Genomic DNA, 15874 nt, shown 5'->3' with positions numbered 1-15874 from the left:
TGGTGCCCAGGAAAGGACTCGAACCTTCACGCCGTTACCGGCACTAGCACCTGAAGCTAGCGCGTCTACCAATTCCGCCACCTGGGCACGGGGTCGGATGCTCTCGTCTTGCGAGGCGATGCGGGTTACGGTCCGTCCCCGTGCTTGTCAATGGGCCTGGGTATGGAATATGCGGCGCGGGAACGATTGAGTGGCCGGAAGGATAATGGTGTGGCGAAGCTGATTACGATTTTCGGCGGTTCGGGCTTCGTGGGGCGCTATGTTGTGCAGGCGCTGGCGAAGACGGGGGCGCGGCTGCGCGTCGCGACGCGCGATCCGCACCTTGCGCTGCACGTGCGCCCACTCGCGGCGCTCGGCCAGCTTGATTTCGTCCGCACGGATTTTCGCAGCGAGGCTTCGCTCGCGCGCGCGGTCGAGGGTGCTGACGCCGTCATCAACCTCGTCGGCATCCTCTCCGATTCGCAGGGCGGGTTCCAAGCGGTGCATGTCAACGCCGCCGCAGCGATCGCGAAGGCCGCCGCTGCGGCGGGCGCGGGCGCGCTCGTCCACGTGTCGGCGCTCGGCGCGGACGCGGAGAGCGAGTCCGGCTACGGCCGCAGCAAGGCGCTCGGCGAGGCGGCCGTGCGCGCCGCGTATCCCAAGGCGACGATCCTGCGGCCGTCGGTGATCTTCGGCCCCGAGGATCAGTTCCTGAACCGCTTTGCCGGTCTCCTCCGCCTGCCCGTCGTGCCGGTGGTGGCGCCCAAAACGAAGTTCCAGCCGATCTATGTGGTGGACGTGGCGCGCGCCATCGCGGCTGCGGCCTGCGAGCCCCAGCTTCACGCCGCGAAGACGGTCTCGCTCGGCGGACCCGATGTGCTGACGATGCGCGGGCTCCTGGAATGGCTCGCCGAGACCACGGGGCGCAGCCCGATGCTCGTCGATATGCCGGATGCCGCCGCAAGCCTGATGGCGCGTCTCACCGGCTGGCTGCCCGGCGCGCCGCTCACCACGGACCAGTGGAAGATGCTGCAGAGCGACAATATCGTGTCCGAAGGCGCGCCCGGCCTTGCCGCGCTCGGTCTCGCCGCGACGCCGATGGCGGCGGTCGCCCCCGGCTGGCTAGTGCGCTTCCGCCCGCACGGCCGGTTCAGCCCTGCCTAAAAGAAGGCGAGCAGCACGACGCCGAGCGCCACCCGGTAGACGACGAACACCAGCATCGATCCGCGGCGCAGGAAGCGCATCAGGAAGGCCATCGTCGCCACCGCGGCGAAGAATGTGAGCACGCCCGCGATCACGGCATCCCGCTGCATCGCCGCCGACGCCTCGGCGAGGTCGAGCGCCGCGAGCAGTCCCGCGCCCAGCACGGCGGGCATCGAAAGCAGGAACGAGAATCGCGCCGCTTCGGGCCGCGCGTAGCCAAGGAAGCGCGCCATCGTCATGGTCACGCCTGAGCGGCTGGTGCCGGGGATGAGCGCGAACGCCTGCGCGATGCCCACGAGCGCCGCGTCCTTCAGCGTCAGGTCCTCATAGGCCTTGGTCTGCTTGCCCCAACGGTCCGCCGCCCACAGCAGCAGGCCGTAAACGATGAGGTTGATCGCCACGAGGTGCGTCGAGCGAAAGCCTTCGAGGTAGCCGCCTGTTTTCAGGAAGAAGCCGAAGACGACCGCCGGGATCGTGCCGATCACGATCCACCAGAAGAGCTTCCGCTCGGCCGGCGCCTTCACCACGCCGACGTTCGAAAGCCCGCCGCGCACGAGGCCGAGCGCATCGCGCCAGAAGTAAACGATGATCGCCGCGAGTGTGCCGACATGGACGGCGACGTCGATCATCGGCCCCTGATCGGGGAAGTCGGTGAGCTTGGGAATGAGGATCAGGTGCCCGGACGACGAGATGGGCAGGAACTCGCTGACGCCCTGAACGATGGCGATGATGAGCAGTTGCAGAAACGACATGGGCTCTCCCGCGGAAAGGTCGGGCGCGGCATAGCATAGCCGATTCGCGGCGTCCCCTGACGAGTTATGACCGAATCGGACCTTGTTTATACCCCAACATCTGCGAACGATTCGCGATAGATCATTTTTGGCAATTTATTAGGTAATAATTACTGTCCTATTCGCTGAAAATTACGTGACAAGGCGGTTTGACGACCGTAAAAGCCGCGGCGGAACCGCAAGGGGAAATCGGGTGGCCGAAAAGGATATGCTGAAGTTCGTCGGGCTCGCGCAGGCGTTTCCCGAAAAGCGCGCCGCGGACGAGCGCGATGACGACTTTCTGGAAATCAGCCGCGGCTATATCCTCGCGAAGGCGGAGGAGCAGGCCTCGCGCTGTTCGCAGTGCGGCGTGCCCTTCTGTCAGGTCCACTGCCCGCTCCACAACAACATCCCGGATTGGCTGCGCCTCACCGCCGAGGGCCGGCTGCAGGAGGCCTACGAGCTTTCCGAAGCCACCTCCACCATGCCCGAGGTCTGCGGCCGCATCTGCCCGCAGGATCGGCTGTGCGAGGGCAATTGCGTCATCGAGCAGTCCGGCCACGGCGCCGTCACCATCGGCTCGGTTGAAAAGTTCATCACCGACACCGCGTGGAAGGAAGGCTGGGTCCGCCCGCTGCGTCCGCTCAGCGACCGTTCGGACCAGTCCGTCGGCATCATCGGCGCGGGGCCTGCGGGCGTCACTGCCGCCGAATATCTGCGCCGTCGCGGCTATGAGGTGCACGTCTACGACCGCCACGATCGCGGCGGCGGGCTCCTCACTTACGGCATCCCCGGCTTCAAGCTGGAAAAAGAGGTCGTGATGCGCCGCCTCGCGCGGCTCGAGGAAGGCGGCATCGTCTTCCATTATGATTTCGAGGTCGGCCGCGACATGACGCTCGCGCAGCTGCGCGCCAAGCACGATGCGCTGCTCGTCGCCACAGGCGTCTACAAGGCGCGCGACATCAAGGCGCCGGGCGTCGGCGCGGGCGGCGTCATCCCCGCGCTCGATTACCTGATCGCATCGAACCGCAAGAGCTTCGGCGACAGCGTCCCCGCCTTCGAAAGCGGCGCACTGAATGCGGAAGGAAAGCACGTCGTCGTCATCGGCGGCGGCGACACGGCGATGGACTGCGTGCGCACCGCCGTCCGCCAGGGCGCGGCTTCGGTAAAGTGCCTCTACCGGCGGGATCGCGCCAACATGCCGGGTTCACAGCGCGAAGTGGTGAACGCCGAAGAGGAAGGCGTCGAATTCGTCTGGCTCTCCGCGCCGCAGGCGTTCGACGACAAGGGCGGCAAGGTCGCGGGCGTGCGCGCGCAGCAGATGCGCCTAGGCGCCCCAGATGCCTCGGGCCGCCGCGCGCCCGAAGTGGTCGAAGGCGGGGATTTCCGTGTCGAGGCCGATCTCGTCATCAAGGCGCTCGGCTTCGATCCCGAAGACCTGCCCCAGCTGTTCGGCGCGCCGGACCTCACCGTCACGCGCTGGGGCACGCTGCGCACCGACCACAAGACGATGATGACAAGCGTGGACGGCGTCTTCGCCGCCGGAGACATCGTGCGCGGCGCCAGCCTCGTCGTCTGGGCGATCCGCGACGGCCGCGACGTCGCGAAAACGATGCACACGTATCTCGCCGCGCGCGCGGGCGCATCAGCCAAGAAAGCCGCCGCATGAAGGCCCGTCTCTTCACGCTCACGGCGGCGCTTCTGCTCGCCGCGCCCCCTGCCCTCGCGGCGGAGCCGGACCGCGCAGCACAGCTCGTCAGCCTCATGGGGATCGAAGCCAAGCTCGACGAAGTGTTCAGCACGCTCGTGCCGATGTTCGGAGCGCAGGTCGTCGCGCAGCTCGAGACCGACCAGGGCACCAGCGGCACCGTTCGCAATCTCATCGAAAATGGACGCGGCGGACGGGAGCGGCTGCAGAAGATTCTGGCCGAGGAATTCCTCGCCGAACTGCGCAAGACCTATCCGGCGATGATTGCCGATTTCACGACGGCCTATAGGAATGCGCTTTCTCCCGCCGAACTCGATGCCGCGATCGGCTTCCTGAAAAGCCCGGCCGGACAGAAATTCATGGCTGCCGAAAAGCAGACGCAGGCGAGCATGAAGGCGATCGGCGAACGCGCCGGAATGACCGCCGGCATGGCCGCCGTCTCGAATGGATTTGCCCGCGCGCAGCGCGAAATGCTGGATGGGGCGAAATGAGCGTATACCGGTCCAGAATTGCACTTGGCTCACTCTGGCTGGGGGTTATCGCCAGTCCGTCAGTCGCAAATGCCCAAGACGCACCCGCTGAGATATCATTGCCTGCCCCCATGCCGGCCACGGCTGTGCAATTGGCCGAGGAATGGGTGCCCTGGGACCCGCTGGTGGTGGCAATCGTTGATACAGCGGTGGCGAGCCACAGAGACTCTCTGCAGAGCAATCCCGATATCCTTGCAACAGACAAGCGTTTTCCTGGCTTGATAAAGACTGCAGTCTCGGCTGTGAGAAAGCACACAACCGCGACGGCTCGTCGCGCACAGCGCGAGCTGACGGTGCAACTGGCCGGCATGATCGCAACGGATATGACCCCAGATCATATCAACCAGACCTACGACTTTCTCAAAAGTCCTGCAGGCGAAGCATACAAAAAGCTTTTGGCGTCGTTCACCGATAGCGCCGAGATTACGGACGAAGAAATTGTTCGCAGGATGAGCAATGAGGACATGACCGTGATGAATGCGTTTCTCGGCACACCGGCGGGGACCGTGTCCAAAACTCTCTACGCGCAGTTTTTTCCCAGCGCGCTCGCGTCACTTGGTCATACCATGCAACAGGATACCCAAGCGGCGTCCAAGGTGGTTATCGATGCGATGAACGCGCACATAGCGAAACTGGCCAAGCAGACGAAACCGGCAACCCCGAGATGAACTCCTTCGATCTTGTGACGACTGAACCGCCCAAGATCGTCTGCCCTTTAGGACGCGCGCAGCGCGAAACATTGGATGAAATGAAATGATCAACGCCGCAGAACGTGAACGCATCGCCCGCGAGGGCATGTACCGCCCGGATATGGAATCCGATGCCTGCGGCGTCGGGCTCATCGCGGCGACCGACGGCAAACCGTCGCGGCGCGTGGTGGCGCTTGGCATTGATGCGCTGAAGGCGGTTTGGCATCGCGGCGCGGTGGATGCGGATGGCAAGACGGGCGACGGCGCGGGCATTCATGTCGAGCTGCCGATCGCGTTCTTTTCGAAGCACATCGAGCACGCGGGCCACAGGCACCGCATCGATCGGCTGCTCGCCGTGGGGCAGGTGTTCCTGCCGCGCACCAACCTTGCCGAGCAGGAAACCTGCCGCAGCATCGTCGAATCCGAAATCATCAATTTCGGCTACGAGATCTATGGCTGGCGGCAGGTGCCCGTCGATACTTCGGTGATCGGCGACAAGGCGAAACTGACGCGCCCCGAGATCGAGCAGATCATGATCAAGGGTCCGCAGCCGGGCGAGAAATACGAAAATCAGGATGCGTTCGAAAAGGATCTGTATCTGATCCGCCGCCGCATCGAAAAGAAGATCATCGAAGCGCAGATCCAGGGCTTCTACATCTGCTCGCTGTCGTCGCGCTCGATCATCTACAAGGGGCTGTTCCTCGCCGAGGCGCTGTCGGTTTTCTATCCCGATCTGCAGGACGAAAAGTTCGTCAGTCGGTTCGCGATCTATCACCAGCGCTATTCGACGAACACGTTCCCCACCTGGTGGCTCGCGCAGCCGTTCCGCTGCCTTGCGCACAACGGCGAGATCAACACGGTTCGCGGCAACAAGAACCTGATGAAAAGCCACGAGATCAAGATGGCCGCGCAGGCCTTCGGCGATCTTTCGGAAGACATCAAGCCGGTGATCCCGGCGGGCGCGTCCGATACAGCCGCGCTTGATGCGACGTTCGAGGTGATGGTGCGTTCGGGCCGCGACGCGCCGACCGCGAAGCTGATGCTCGTGCCCGAAGCGTGGAACAAGGACACCACGCTCGCGCAGGCGCACCGCGACATGTACGCCTTCTTCGCCAGCGTGATGGAGCCGTGGGACGGCCCCGCCGCACTCGCCATGACGGACGGTCGCTGGATCGCCGCCGCGGTCGACCGCAACGCACTGCGACCGATGCGCTTCACGCGCACCAGCGACAATCTGCTGATCGTCGGTTCGGAAACCGGCATGGTCGTGGTGCCCGAAGCGACCGTGATCGAAAAGGGCCGGCTCGGGCCGGGCCAGATGATCGCGGTCGATCTCGACGAGGCGCGCTACTACGACGACAAGGCGATCAAGGACCGCGTTTCGGGCGAGGCGGATTATGCCGCGCTCGTGAAGGGCTTCCGCAACTTCGCCGACGTGCCGGGCGCGGACGCGCCGGAGCCGGGCCAGACGCTCGATGCCGACGAACTGCGCCGCCGTCAGGTCGCCGCGGGCCTCACCATGGAAGACATGGAGCTGATCCTCGCGCCGATGGTGGAGGACGCGAAGGAAGCCGTCGGCTCGATGGGCGACGATACGCCGCTCGCGGTCATTTCCGAAAACCCGCGCTGCCTGTCGCATTTCTTCCGGCAGAATTTCAGCCAGGTGACGAACCCGCCGATCGACTCGCTCCGCGAAACGCGCGTGATGAGCCTGAAGACGCGCTTTTCGAACTATGCGAACATCCTCGACAAGGATGCCAAGCAGCAGGGCGTGATGGTGATGGAATCGCCCGTGCTCTCGAACCGCGATTGGGCGCGGCTCCTTGCGCATTTCGGCGATCAGGCGGCCATCATCGATTGCACCTACGAGGTCGCGGGCGGCCCCGCCGCGCTTCGCGAGGCGATCGCGCGCGTGCGCGCCGAGGCCGAGCATCTGGTCCGTTCGGGCAAGAGCCAGCTCTTCCTCACCGACGAGAACGTCTCGAAGGCGCGCGCGGGCATCACCATGATCCTCGCGGCGGCGGGCGTGCACACGCATCTCGTACGCAAGGGGCTGCGCTCGTTCGCCAGCATCAACGTGCGTTCGGCCGAGTGCATGGATACGCATTATTTCGCGGTGCTGATCGGCGTCGGCGCCACCACGGTGAACGCGTGGCTCGCGCAGGAATCGATCGCGGCACGCCATGCCAAGGGCCTGTTCGGCGACATGGATCTCACCGCCTGCGTGAACCGGTTCCGCAAGGCGATCGAGGATGGTCTTTTGAAGATCATGGGCAAGATGGGCATCAGCGTCATCTCGTCCTATCGCGGCGGCTATAATTTCGAGGCGGTCGGCCTGTCGCGCGCGCTCGTGGCCGATTTCTTCCCCGGTATGCCCGCGAAGATTTCGGGCGAGGGTTTCTCGTCGCTGCACGTGAGCGCAGGCGACCGGCACGCGCTCGCCTACGACGAGGAAGTCACCACACTTCCCATCGGCGGACTCTATCGCTACCGCGCGAACGGCGAGCCGCACGCCTATCAGGCGAACCTCATTCACCTGCTGCAGCAGGCGGTGGCGAGCGACTCCTATTCCACCTATCTGCAGTTCAGCCGCGGCGTGCGCGATCTGCCGCCGATCTATCTGCGTGATCTTCTGGAATTCAATCACGTCAATCCGCCGGTGCCGGTGGAAGAAGTGCAGTCGATCGCCGAGATTCGGAAGCGGTTCGTGACGCCGGGCATGTCACTCGGCGCGCTCTCGCCCGAAGCGCACGAAACGCTGTCGATCGCGATGAACCGCATCGGCGCCAAGGCGGTGTCGGGTGAAGGCGGCGAGGATCGCTCGCGCTACAAGCCCTATCCCAACGGCGACAATGCGAACTCCGTCATCAAGCAGATCGCGTCGGGCCGCTTCGGCGTCACCGCCGAATATCTGAACGCCTGCGAGGAGATCGAGATCAAGGTCGCGCAGGGCGCAAAGCCCGGCGAGGGTGGCCAGCTTCCCGGCTTCAAGGTCACCGAGATGATCGCGCGCCTGCGCCACTCGACGCCCGGCGTCATGCTCATCTCGCCCCCGCCGCACCACGACATCTATTCGATCGAGGATCTGGCGCAGCTCATCTACGACCTGAAGCAGATCAACCCCGATGCGCGCGTCTGTGTGAAGCTCGTCTCCGAAGCGGGCATCGGCACGATCGCGGCGGGCGTCGCCAAGGCGCACGCGGACGTGATCCTCGTCTCGGGCAACGTCGGCGGCACCGGCGCGTCTCCGCAGACCTCGATCAAGTATGCGGGCACGCCGTGGGAAATGGGCCTCACCGAGGTCAACCAGGTGCTGACGCTCAACAGCCTGCGCGGCCGCGTGAAGCTCCGCACCGACGGGGGTCTCAAGACCGGCCGCGACGTCGTCATCGCCGCGATCCTCGGCGCCGAGGAGTTCGGTATCGGCACGCTTTCCCTCGTCGCGATGGGCTGCATCATGGTGCGCCAGTGCCATTCGAACACCTGCCCCGTCGGCGTCTGCACGCAGGACGAGGCGCTGCGCCAGAAGTTCGGCGGCTCGCCGGAGAAGGTCATCAACCTGATGAGCTTCATCGCCGAAGAGGTCCGCGACATCCTCGCCGGCCTCGGTTTCCGCAGCCTCGACGAGATCGTCGGCCGCACCGAGCTGCTGCGTCAGGTCAGCCGCGGCGCCGAGCATCTCGACGACCTTGATCTCAACCCCATCCTCGCCAAGGTGGACGCGCCCGACAGCGAGCGCCGCTTCAACCTGAAGACGCGCCGCAACGAGGTGCCCGACAGCCTCGACGCGCAGATGCTCGTCGACGCGAAGGCCGTGTTCGATCGCGGCGAGAAGATGCAGCTGACGTACAGCGTGCGCAACACGCACCGCGCCGTCGGCACGCGCTTCTCCTCGGCGATCACGCGCAAGTACGGCATGAACGGCCTCGCGCCCGGCCACGTCCACGTCCGCCTGCGCGGCGCGGCGGGCCAGTCGCTCGGCGCGTTCGCGGTGCAGGGCCTGAAGCTCGAAGTCTTCGGCGACGCCAACGACTATGTCGGCAAGGGGCTTTCGGGCGCCACGATCGTGGTGCGCCCGCTCGTCTCCTCGCCGCTCAAGTCGAACGAGAACACCATCATCGGCAACACCGTGCTCTACGGCGCCACCTCCGGGCGCCTTTACGCGGCCGGTCAGGCGGGCGAGCGCTTCGCCGTCCGCAATTCGGGCGCGGAGGTCGTCGTCGAGGGCTGCGGGGCCAACGGCTGCGAGTACATGACGGGCGGCATGGCGGTGATCCTCGGCCCGGTAGGCGACAACTTCGGCGCAGGCATGACCGGCGGCATGGCGTTCGTCTACGACACGGCCGGAGACTTCGACACGCGCGTCAACCCGGATAGCGTGATCTGGCAGCCGGTGCGCGCCACCTACTGGGAAAGCGTGCTCCGCGCCGCGATCGAGGCGCACCACCGCGAAACCGATTCCGCGTGGGCGCTGTCGATCCTCGAAGACTGGGAAACCGCCCTTCCCCGCTTCGTGCAGGTCTGCCCCAAGGAGATGGTGAGCCGCCTCAAGCACCCGCTTGAGGATGCGCAAAGCGTGGTCGCCGCGGAGTAAGGTTGCAGCGCCGCGGGCTTCTCCCTACACGGGACTTAACCATGTGGCGCCTCTACCAATATCCGCTTTGCCCGTTCTCGCGTAAGGTCCGTCTCGCGCTTGCCGAGAAGGGCGTCGAGGTCGAACTCGTGCCCGAATTGCCGTGGGCGCGGCGCGACGAATTCGTCGATCTCAATCCGGCCGGGCAGACCCCCGTTCTGGTCGGAGACCGCGGCGCCGCGCTCATCGACAGCACCGCGATCTGCGAGTATTTCGAAGAAACCGTCGAACGCATGCCGCTGCTCGGCGCAAGCGCGGCGGACCGCGCCGAAGTGCGGCGCCTCTGCGTGTGGTTCGATCAGAAATTCTACGCGGAAGTCGGCCACATCCTGCTCGCCGAGCGCATGTACAAGCGTATAGTTCAGCGCGCCGCCCCCGACGGCGGGGCGCTGCGCACCGCAGGCCGCAACCTTGAAAACCACCTCGGCTACATCGAATACTTGCTCGATCACCGCCGCTGGCTTTCCGGCACGACCTTCGGCCTCGCCGATCTCGCGGCAGCCGCGCATCTTTCAGTAGTGGACTATCTCTCCGCGCTCGAATGGCAGGGCCATGCGACAGCGAAACAATGGTACTCGGCGATCAAATCCCGGCCAACGTTTCGCGCGCTTCTTTCCGAGCGCATGGACGGCCTCTCGCCCCCCGCGCACTACGACAAGCTGGATTTCTAAAAGGGCCCTTACTTGGGCTCCGGAACCTTCTCGCGCGCCTTCTGCAGCTGACGCTCACGGCGCCACTGCTCGTATTCGTTCCGGCTGCAGCCGACATCGCCCGCGGGGCCGACCGCACTGCACGCGCTGCTCGGGGCGACATTCCCCGGCTCGGTAAGCTTCAGCCGCTCGCTCGGGACGTCCGTTCCCGGCTCGCCGGGCTCCGGCGGCGTTTCCACCGTCGGTTCCTCATCGGGGCGGCCGCATACGACGATCTCGCCGCGGCGCTCAGGATTCGGGCAGTTTTCCGGCATCCACTGATCGAGCGGCACGCGCTTCAGAACGCCGCTGTTGGTCGCAGGCGGTTTGCTTTCGGCCGGCGCACTTGCAGGCGGTGCGCTGTCCGTCTGGGCAGCCTGCGCCAGTGCCGTACCCGACACCGCAGCGCCAGCCATTCCTATCGCCGCAACCAGAGCCAGACGAATCATCGCGTTCCTTTCCGCCGCCGTCCGCTCGTGGACGGCAGCCACACCCTTACCCAACGCCGCGCGGCGTGAACAGTGCCTGAACTTGCGGCGAAGCGCGGCGACGCGGACGGCCGAATGCTGCGTTCCTACGAAGAGACCAGCAGTGCCCGCGCCTGGCTCCCGAGGTGCGCGAGCATCGCGGTGGTGACGACGCCGGCCTTACGCGCCCGCGCCGTCGCATCCGCCATGCGCTGGATGACGGCCGGGTTGGCCGCGCTCCACACCTCGACCGCCTTCACGGGATCGCCGCCCTTCTTCGTCTGGCGCTTGATGAGGTCGATGCGCAGCTGCTCGAAATCGCGCAGCAGCCCGGCGATAAGCAATCGCTCCCATGGGTCGGATGGCTGGAGCTGCGCGGTGACGCCCTTTGCCCAGTCGAGCCCCAGCATTTCGCCGACGCGCGTATAGGCATCCGCGATCGCGCGTTCGGTGACGCCGAGTTCGGCTGCAAGTTTGGCGTTGCCGATCGCCCCGTCGAGACCGTCGAGTTCCACCAGACGCTCGGTGATGTCGCCCGGTGCGCCGTCACGCAGCAGTTCCTGCCGCAGCCGCTCGACCTGCGCGCGCGGTTCCGGCCTGAGCAGCTTGTCGAGCTGTTTTGACAGCCGCTGAATCCCGCTCTTCCACGCGGTGATGCACTGGGAGGGTTGGTCTCCCGGCGCAGACGCACGCAGCGCATCCGCCATCTGCGTGCGAAGGCCGCGGATCGATTTGGTGTGCAGTACGATGTGCGTGCGTGCGTCCACCGCCGCGGCATCGATCGTCCGCCACAGGTCGCGAAGGTCGAACAGTTCGCGCGCCATCACGAAGGCGGAGGCGACATGGGCAAGGCTGGTGCCCTGTTCTTCCGAAAGTTCGAAGGCGAGCGTGATGCCGCCGCGGTTGACGATTTGGTTCGCAAGCTTGGTCGCAATGATCTCGCGCCGCAGCCGGTGGCCGGTCACGCCTGCCTTGAATGCCTTCAGCACCGCTGGCGGAAACGCCATTTCCAGATCCTGCACCAACAGCGGATCGTCAGGCAGAGGACTGTCGACGATCGTGTCGTAGAGCGTCATCTTGGCATAGGCGAGCAGGACGGCGAGTTCGGGCCGTTCCAATCCGCCGCCGGCAAGCGCGCGCTGAGTCAGCTGCTCGTCGCTCGGCAGGTTCTCGACGACGCGGTTCAGCCGGCCGCTCGCCTCCAGCAGCTGGATCACGCGCTGAAAGGCAGGCAGCGCGCCGCTGCCGCCGCTCTCCGCGACCGAGATCGCCTGCGTTTGCATCACGTTGTCGCGCAGCACGAGCTGGGCAACGTCATCGGTCATCGATTCGAGCAGCGTGTTGCGCGCCGCCATGGTCATCTTGCCCGAAGCGAGCGCGGGCTGCAGCGCGATCTTGATGTTCACCTCGTTGTCCGAACAATCAACACCCGCCGAATTGTCGATGAAGTCGGTGTTGATGCGGCCGTGAGCACGCGCGAACGCGATGCGGCCCTGCTGCGTGACACCGAGGTTGGCGCCTTCGCCAATCGCGCGCACGCGCATCTCCTCGGCATTGACGCGAACGGCGTCGTTTGCCCGGTCGCCAACGTCCGCGTTCGATTCCGTCACCGCCTTCACATAGGTGCCGATTCCGCCGAACCAGCAGAGATCGGCGCGGCTCTTCAGGATTGCGTTCATCAACTCGTTCGGGGACAGGTTCTTCGCGTCCACGTCGAGCATCGCCTGCACCTCGGGCGTGAGCGCGATGGATTTCTGGCTGCGCGGGAAAACACCGCCGCCTTTCGAAATCAGTTTCTTGTCGTAGTCGTCCCAGGATGAACGCGGCAGTTTGAACAGACGGTCGCGTTCCTTCCAGCTCTTCGCGGGATCGGGGTCGGGGTCGAGGAAGATGTGACGATGATCGAACGCCGCGACCACCTTCAGCGTTTTCGACAGCAACATGCCGTTGCCGAAGACGTCCCCCGACATGTCGCCGACGCCGATCACGCGGATTGGGTCCGTCTGCACGTCGATGCCGAGTTCGCGGAAATGTCGCTGCACGGAAATCCACGCGCCCTTGGCCGTGATGCCCATTGCCTTGTGATCGTATCCGTTGGCACCGCCGCTCGCGAACGCATCGCCCAGCCAGAACCCGTGATCGACGCTGATCGCATTGGCGATGTCGGAGAAGGTCGCCGTGCCCTTGTCGGCGGCGACGACCAAATACGGATCGGGCGCATCGTGGCAGACGACGCCCGCGGGGGGCACGTCCTTGCCGTCGACGATATTGTCGGTCACCGACAGGAGCGCGCGGATGTAGATACGATACGACTCCTGGCCTTCGGCGAGCCACGCTTCGCGGTTCGATGCGGGCGGCAGCTGCTTGGGATAGAATCCGCCCTTGGAGCCGGTGGGAACGATCACCGCGTTCTTCACCATCTGCGCCTTCACGAGGCCGAGCACCTCGGTGCGGAAATCGTCGCGCCGGTCGGACCAGCGCAGGCCGCCGCGCGCGATGCGGCCGCCGCGCAGGTGAATGCCTTCGACGCGGGGGCTGTAGACCCAGATTTCGCGGTACGGCACCGGAGGCGGCAGGCCAGGCACCGATTTTGAATCGAGCTTGAAGGCCAGCGCTTCCGGTCCGCCGTCCACGAATGCGTTGGTACGCAGCGTTGCGGAAATGATGTCGCGGTACAGGCTGATGATGCGGTCCTCGTCGATCGCCGAGACGTCGGCGAGGCCGCTGTCGATCCGCCCGCGCGCTTCGGCGACGGTCGCATCACGGGCCTTCAGGCCAGGTGTGAAACGCGCGCGGAACAGGTCGACGAGCGCTGCCGTGATCGCGCCGTGCGCGCGCAGCGCATCCACCACGGTCTGCTGGCTGTAGGAGACGCCTGTCTGCCGCATGTAGCGGAAATAGGCGCGCAGCCAGACGACGTTGCCGATCGGAAGCCCCGCGCCGACGACGAGTGCATTGAACACGTCGTTTTCCTGGTCGCCCTTCAACACCGCGCGGAGCGCAGGCTCAGCGCGTTCCTTAACGAACGCCATGTCGATAGTTTCGCCGCGGCCGCTTTCCACCATGAAATCGTGGATCCAGCCGAGCCGTCCGCCGGCGAGGTCGAACGGATACTCCTCGATGACGCGGAAGCCGAAGTTTTCGAGCGCCGGGACCACTTCGGACAGCGGAATGATCTCGCCGAGCCGGTATATCTTGATGCGCAGACGGTTTTCAGCGTCGCCGGGCCGGCGATAGATGAACACGTCGCGGTCTTCGCCGGTGTCGAGCGCGGTGAGGCGCATGACATCCTCGGCCGCCTCCTCGGCGCTGAACTGCTCGCGGTACGAGGCCGTAAAGCTGCGACCATGACTCAGCGCAAGACGCGCCGCACGGGTGGCGCCGGCGCGTTCGGAAAGCGCCGTTTCGAGCGCTTCTTCCCATCCACGCACCAGCGAGGTGAGCCGTGCGTCGAGCGCGGCTTCGTCCACGTCGGGTACCTGTCCCGGCGTCGTGCCGAGATAATATTGGACGCGCGCCAGGCCCTCGGCGCGAAGCTCCACGTCATAGCGTGAAAGCCGCGCCTGGAAGGCGTCTTCCAGCATCGCGCCGACACGTTCGCGGATGCCGCTGTGATAGGCGTCACGCGGTACGTAGACGATCACCGATACGAAGCGACCGAACGGATCGAGCCGCGTGAACAGCTTCGGGCGCGGGCGTTCGAGCAGCGACAGCATCCCGAGCGCCATGCCGGTCAGCCGCTCGGAATCGACAAGGAACAGATCCTCGCGCGGGAACGTCTCGATGATGTGAGCGAGCGCCTTGCCGGTGTGGCTGCGCGGGTCGAAGCCGAGTGCGGCCTCAACGCGTTCCAGCTTGCGGCGCACGATCGGAATCGATTTCGGCGAGGCGGCGAGCGCGGAAGACGTGAACAGGCCCGCGAAGCGGCGTTCGCCGATCACCTTGCCCTTGTCGTTGTACCGCTTGACGCTGACGACATCGTAGAAGGCATTGCGATGCACCGAAGACACGGTGTTCGCCTTGGTGACGAGCAGCGGGGTCGGCGTCGCCATATAGGCGCGCAGCGCAGGCGGCAGCACCTCGAAGCCTTCTGCGCCGCGCCACAGCGGAAACGCCGGGTCGCGCAGCAGGCCAAGACCTTCACCCGCCTTCGGTTCGACCTTGGGATCGGTGAGCGAACGGCCGAACTCGTAGTCGCAGGCGCCGAGCAGCGTGAAATTGTCCTGCCCCAGCCAGTCGAGGAAGCCCTTGGCTTCCATCACTTCGTCGGCAGGAACCGGGATCGCCGAACGGCCGAGTTCCATGCGTGCATCGGCAAGCCGGGTCAGCATTTCGCGCCAGTCATCCACCGCGACGCGCACTTCGGAGAGCACGCGCGCAAGATCTTCCGCAAGCGCGGTGCGGCCGCGCGCGCCGACCCGGTCGGCTTCCACGTAAATGAAAGACTCGCGAAGCCCGCCGTCGGCCTCACCGCGCGCGGGCGCCAGCGCTTTCAACTTGCCCGTCTTGTCGCGCTCCACCGCAAGGATCGGGTGCAGCAGGCGGTGGATGGTGATGCCGTTGCGTGTGAGCGCCGCGGATACGGAATCGACGAGGAACGGCATGTCGTCGTTGAGAATGCCGATCCACGTGCGGCGGCGGCCGGGCTCGCCGTCCGTCGAGGCGATCTCGATGACCGGGGCGCCGGGCGTGCGCGTCTCGAAGAGGCCCGCCGCGAATTCGACGATCGCCTTGGCCGCATCCTTGCCCAATGTCTCCGTTTCGCCGGGGAGGGCGTGATCGAAGAGTGCCGTTTCCAATGATTTCAGAAGGTTACGGGAAACTTTAGGTTTCGGCGCTTCATGAGTCGCCGCGGCGGTCGCCATCTCGATACTCCGGATAGAGAATGACCCGCCTTATGCGATTTTGCCTCCTGCGAGGCAAGTTCAGCGCGCGGCGAGGCGTTTTAGGGCCACTTCGAGCAGATTTTTGGTGTGCGGGACAGCTTCCAGCACGTCGATTCCACCCGAATCGCTCTTTTTCGCGACGAGCAGCACGAACTCCTCGTCCGACGCGATGTCGAGATGCGCAAGCGGCTCGGTCGCGCGCAGCCGTGCCCGCACCGTCTCGGTCGTCTGCTTCACCGCCGGCTTCGCCCGCGCTGCCCGCTCCCGCTGCACCAGTCCCTTGAGACCGCCCTCGGCGCTCACCACGAACGCGATGAACC

At 65.4% G+C, this 15874-nt stretch carries 9 protein-coding genes, 1 tRNA gene and 1 pseudogene; 6 read left to right on the top strand and 5 right to left on the bottom strand.

Annotation, left to right across the window (positions count from 1 at the left end):
• A tRNA-Leu gene (locus H2052_RS17360) sits at positions 1-87 on the bottom strand.
• A 123-nt stretch (positions 88-210) separates the two neighbouring features.
• On the opposite strand from H2052_RS17360, the gene H2052_RS17355 reads away from it, so the two are divergent.
• Entirely contained in the window at positions 211-1143 is a 933-nt protein-coding gene (locus H2052_RS17355; RefSeq protein ID WP_293784681.1) for a complex I NDUFA9 subunit family protein, read from the top strand.
• Here H2052_RS17355 and H2052_RS17350 read toward each other — a convergent pair.
• Positions 1140-1934 carry an undecaprenyl-diphosphate phosphatase gene (locus tag H2052_RS17350; protein ID WP_293784678.1) on the bottom strand — a complete coding sequence of 265 codons (795 nt, stop codon included), beginning with the start codon at positions 1932-1934 and terminating at the stop codon, positions 1140-1142. The genes H2052_RS17355 and H2052_RS17350 overlap by 4 nt on opposite strands.
• Before the next feature lie 232 nt (positions 1935-2166).
• Here H2052_RS17350 and H2052_RS17345 point away from each other — a divergent pair, with 232 nt between their 5' ends.
• From H2052_RS17345 to H2052_RS17325, 5 genes are all read left to right on the top strand, one after another.
• Positions 2167-3621: an NAD(P)-dependent oxidoreductase gene (locus H2052_RS17345; protein WP_293784675.1), complete on the top strand. Its 1455-nt coding sequence runs from the start codon at positions 2167-2169 to the stop codon at positions 3619-3621.
• Positions 3618-4151, top strand: a complete 534-nt coding sequence (locus H2052_RS17340; RefSeq protein WP_293784672.1) for a DUF2059 domain-containing protein — start codon at positions 3618-3620, stop codon at positions 4149-4151. The genes H2052_RS17345 and H2052_RS17340 overlap by 4 nt, the downstream gene beginning before the upstream one ends.
• Positions 4148-4858: a hypothetical protein gene (locus H2052_RS17335; RefSeq protein WP_293784669.1), complete on the top strand. Its 711-nt coding sequence runs from the start codon at positions 4148-4150 to the stop codon at positions 4856-4858. The genes H2052_RS17340 and H2052_RS17335 overlap by 4 nt, the downstream gene beginning before the upstream one ends.
• An 85-nt stretch (positions 4859-4943) precedes the next feature.
• Positions 4944-9473, top strand: coding sequence for a glutamate synthase large subunit (gene gltB / locus H2052_RS17330; protein ID WP_293784666.1), 4530 nt, complete (start codon positions 4944-4946; stop codon positions 9471-9473).
• Positions 9474-9514: 41 nt separating this feature from the next.
• Positions 9515-10183: a glutathione S-transferase family protein gene (locus tag H2052_RS17325; RefSeq protein WP_293784663.1), complete on the top strand. Its 669-nt coding sequence runs from the start codon at positions 9515-9517 to the stop codon at positions 10181-10183.
• Between the two features lie 8 nt (positions 10184-10191).
• Here the strand turns inward: H2052_RS17325 and H2052_RS17320 are convergent, their stop codons facing one another.
• The 3 genes and pseudogenes from H2052_RS17320 to H2052_RS17310 all read right to left on the bottom strand — a co-directional run.
• Positions 10192-10617, bottom strand: a complete 426-nt coding sequence (locus H2052_RS17320; protein ID WP_293784660.1) for a hypothetical protein — start codon at positions 10615-10617, stop codon at positions 10192-10194.
• A gap of 158 nt (positions 10618-10775) precedes the next feature.
• Positions 10776-15533, bottom strand: coding sequence for an NAD-glutamate dehydrogenase (locus H2052_RS17315; protein ID WP_293784657.1), 4758 nt, complete (start codon positions 15531-15533; stop codon positions 10776-10778).
• A gap of 60 nt (positions 15534-15593) precedes the next feature.
• Positions 15594-15874, bottom strand: a pseudogene (locus H2052_RS17310) (hypothetical protein); the annotation flags it as partial.

The sequence above is a fragment of the Sphingosinicella sp. genome, from assembly GCF_013911755.1.
GTDB lineage: Bacteria > Pseudomonadota > Alphaproteobacteria > Sphingomonadales > Sphingomonadaceae > Sphingosinicella.
The sequence above is the reverse complement of the archived record's forward strand: the minus strand, read 5'-3'. Positions and strand labels throughout refer to the sequence as shown.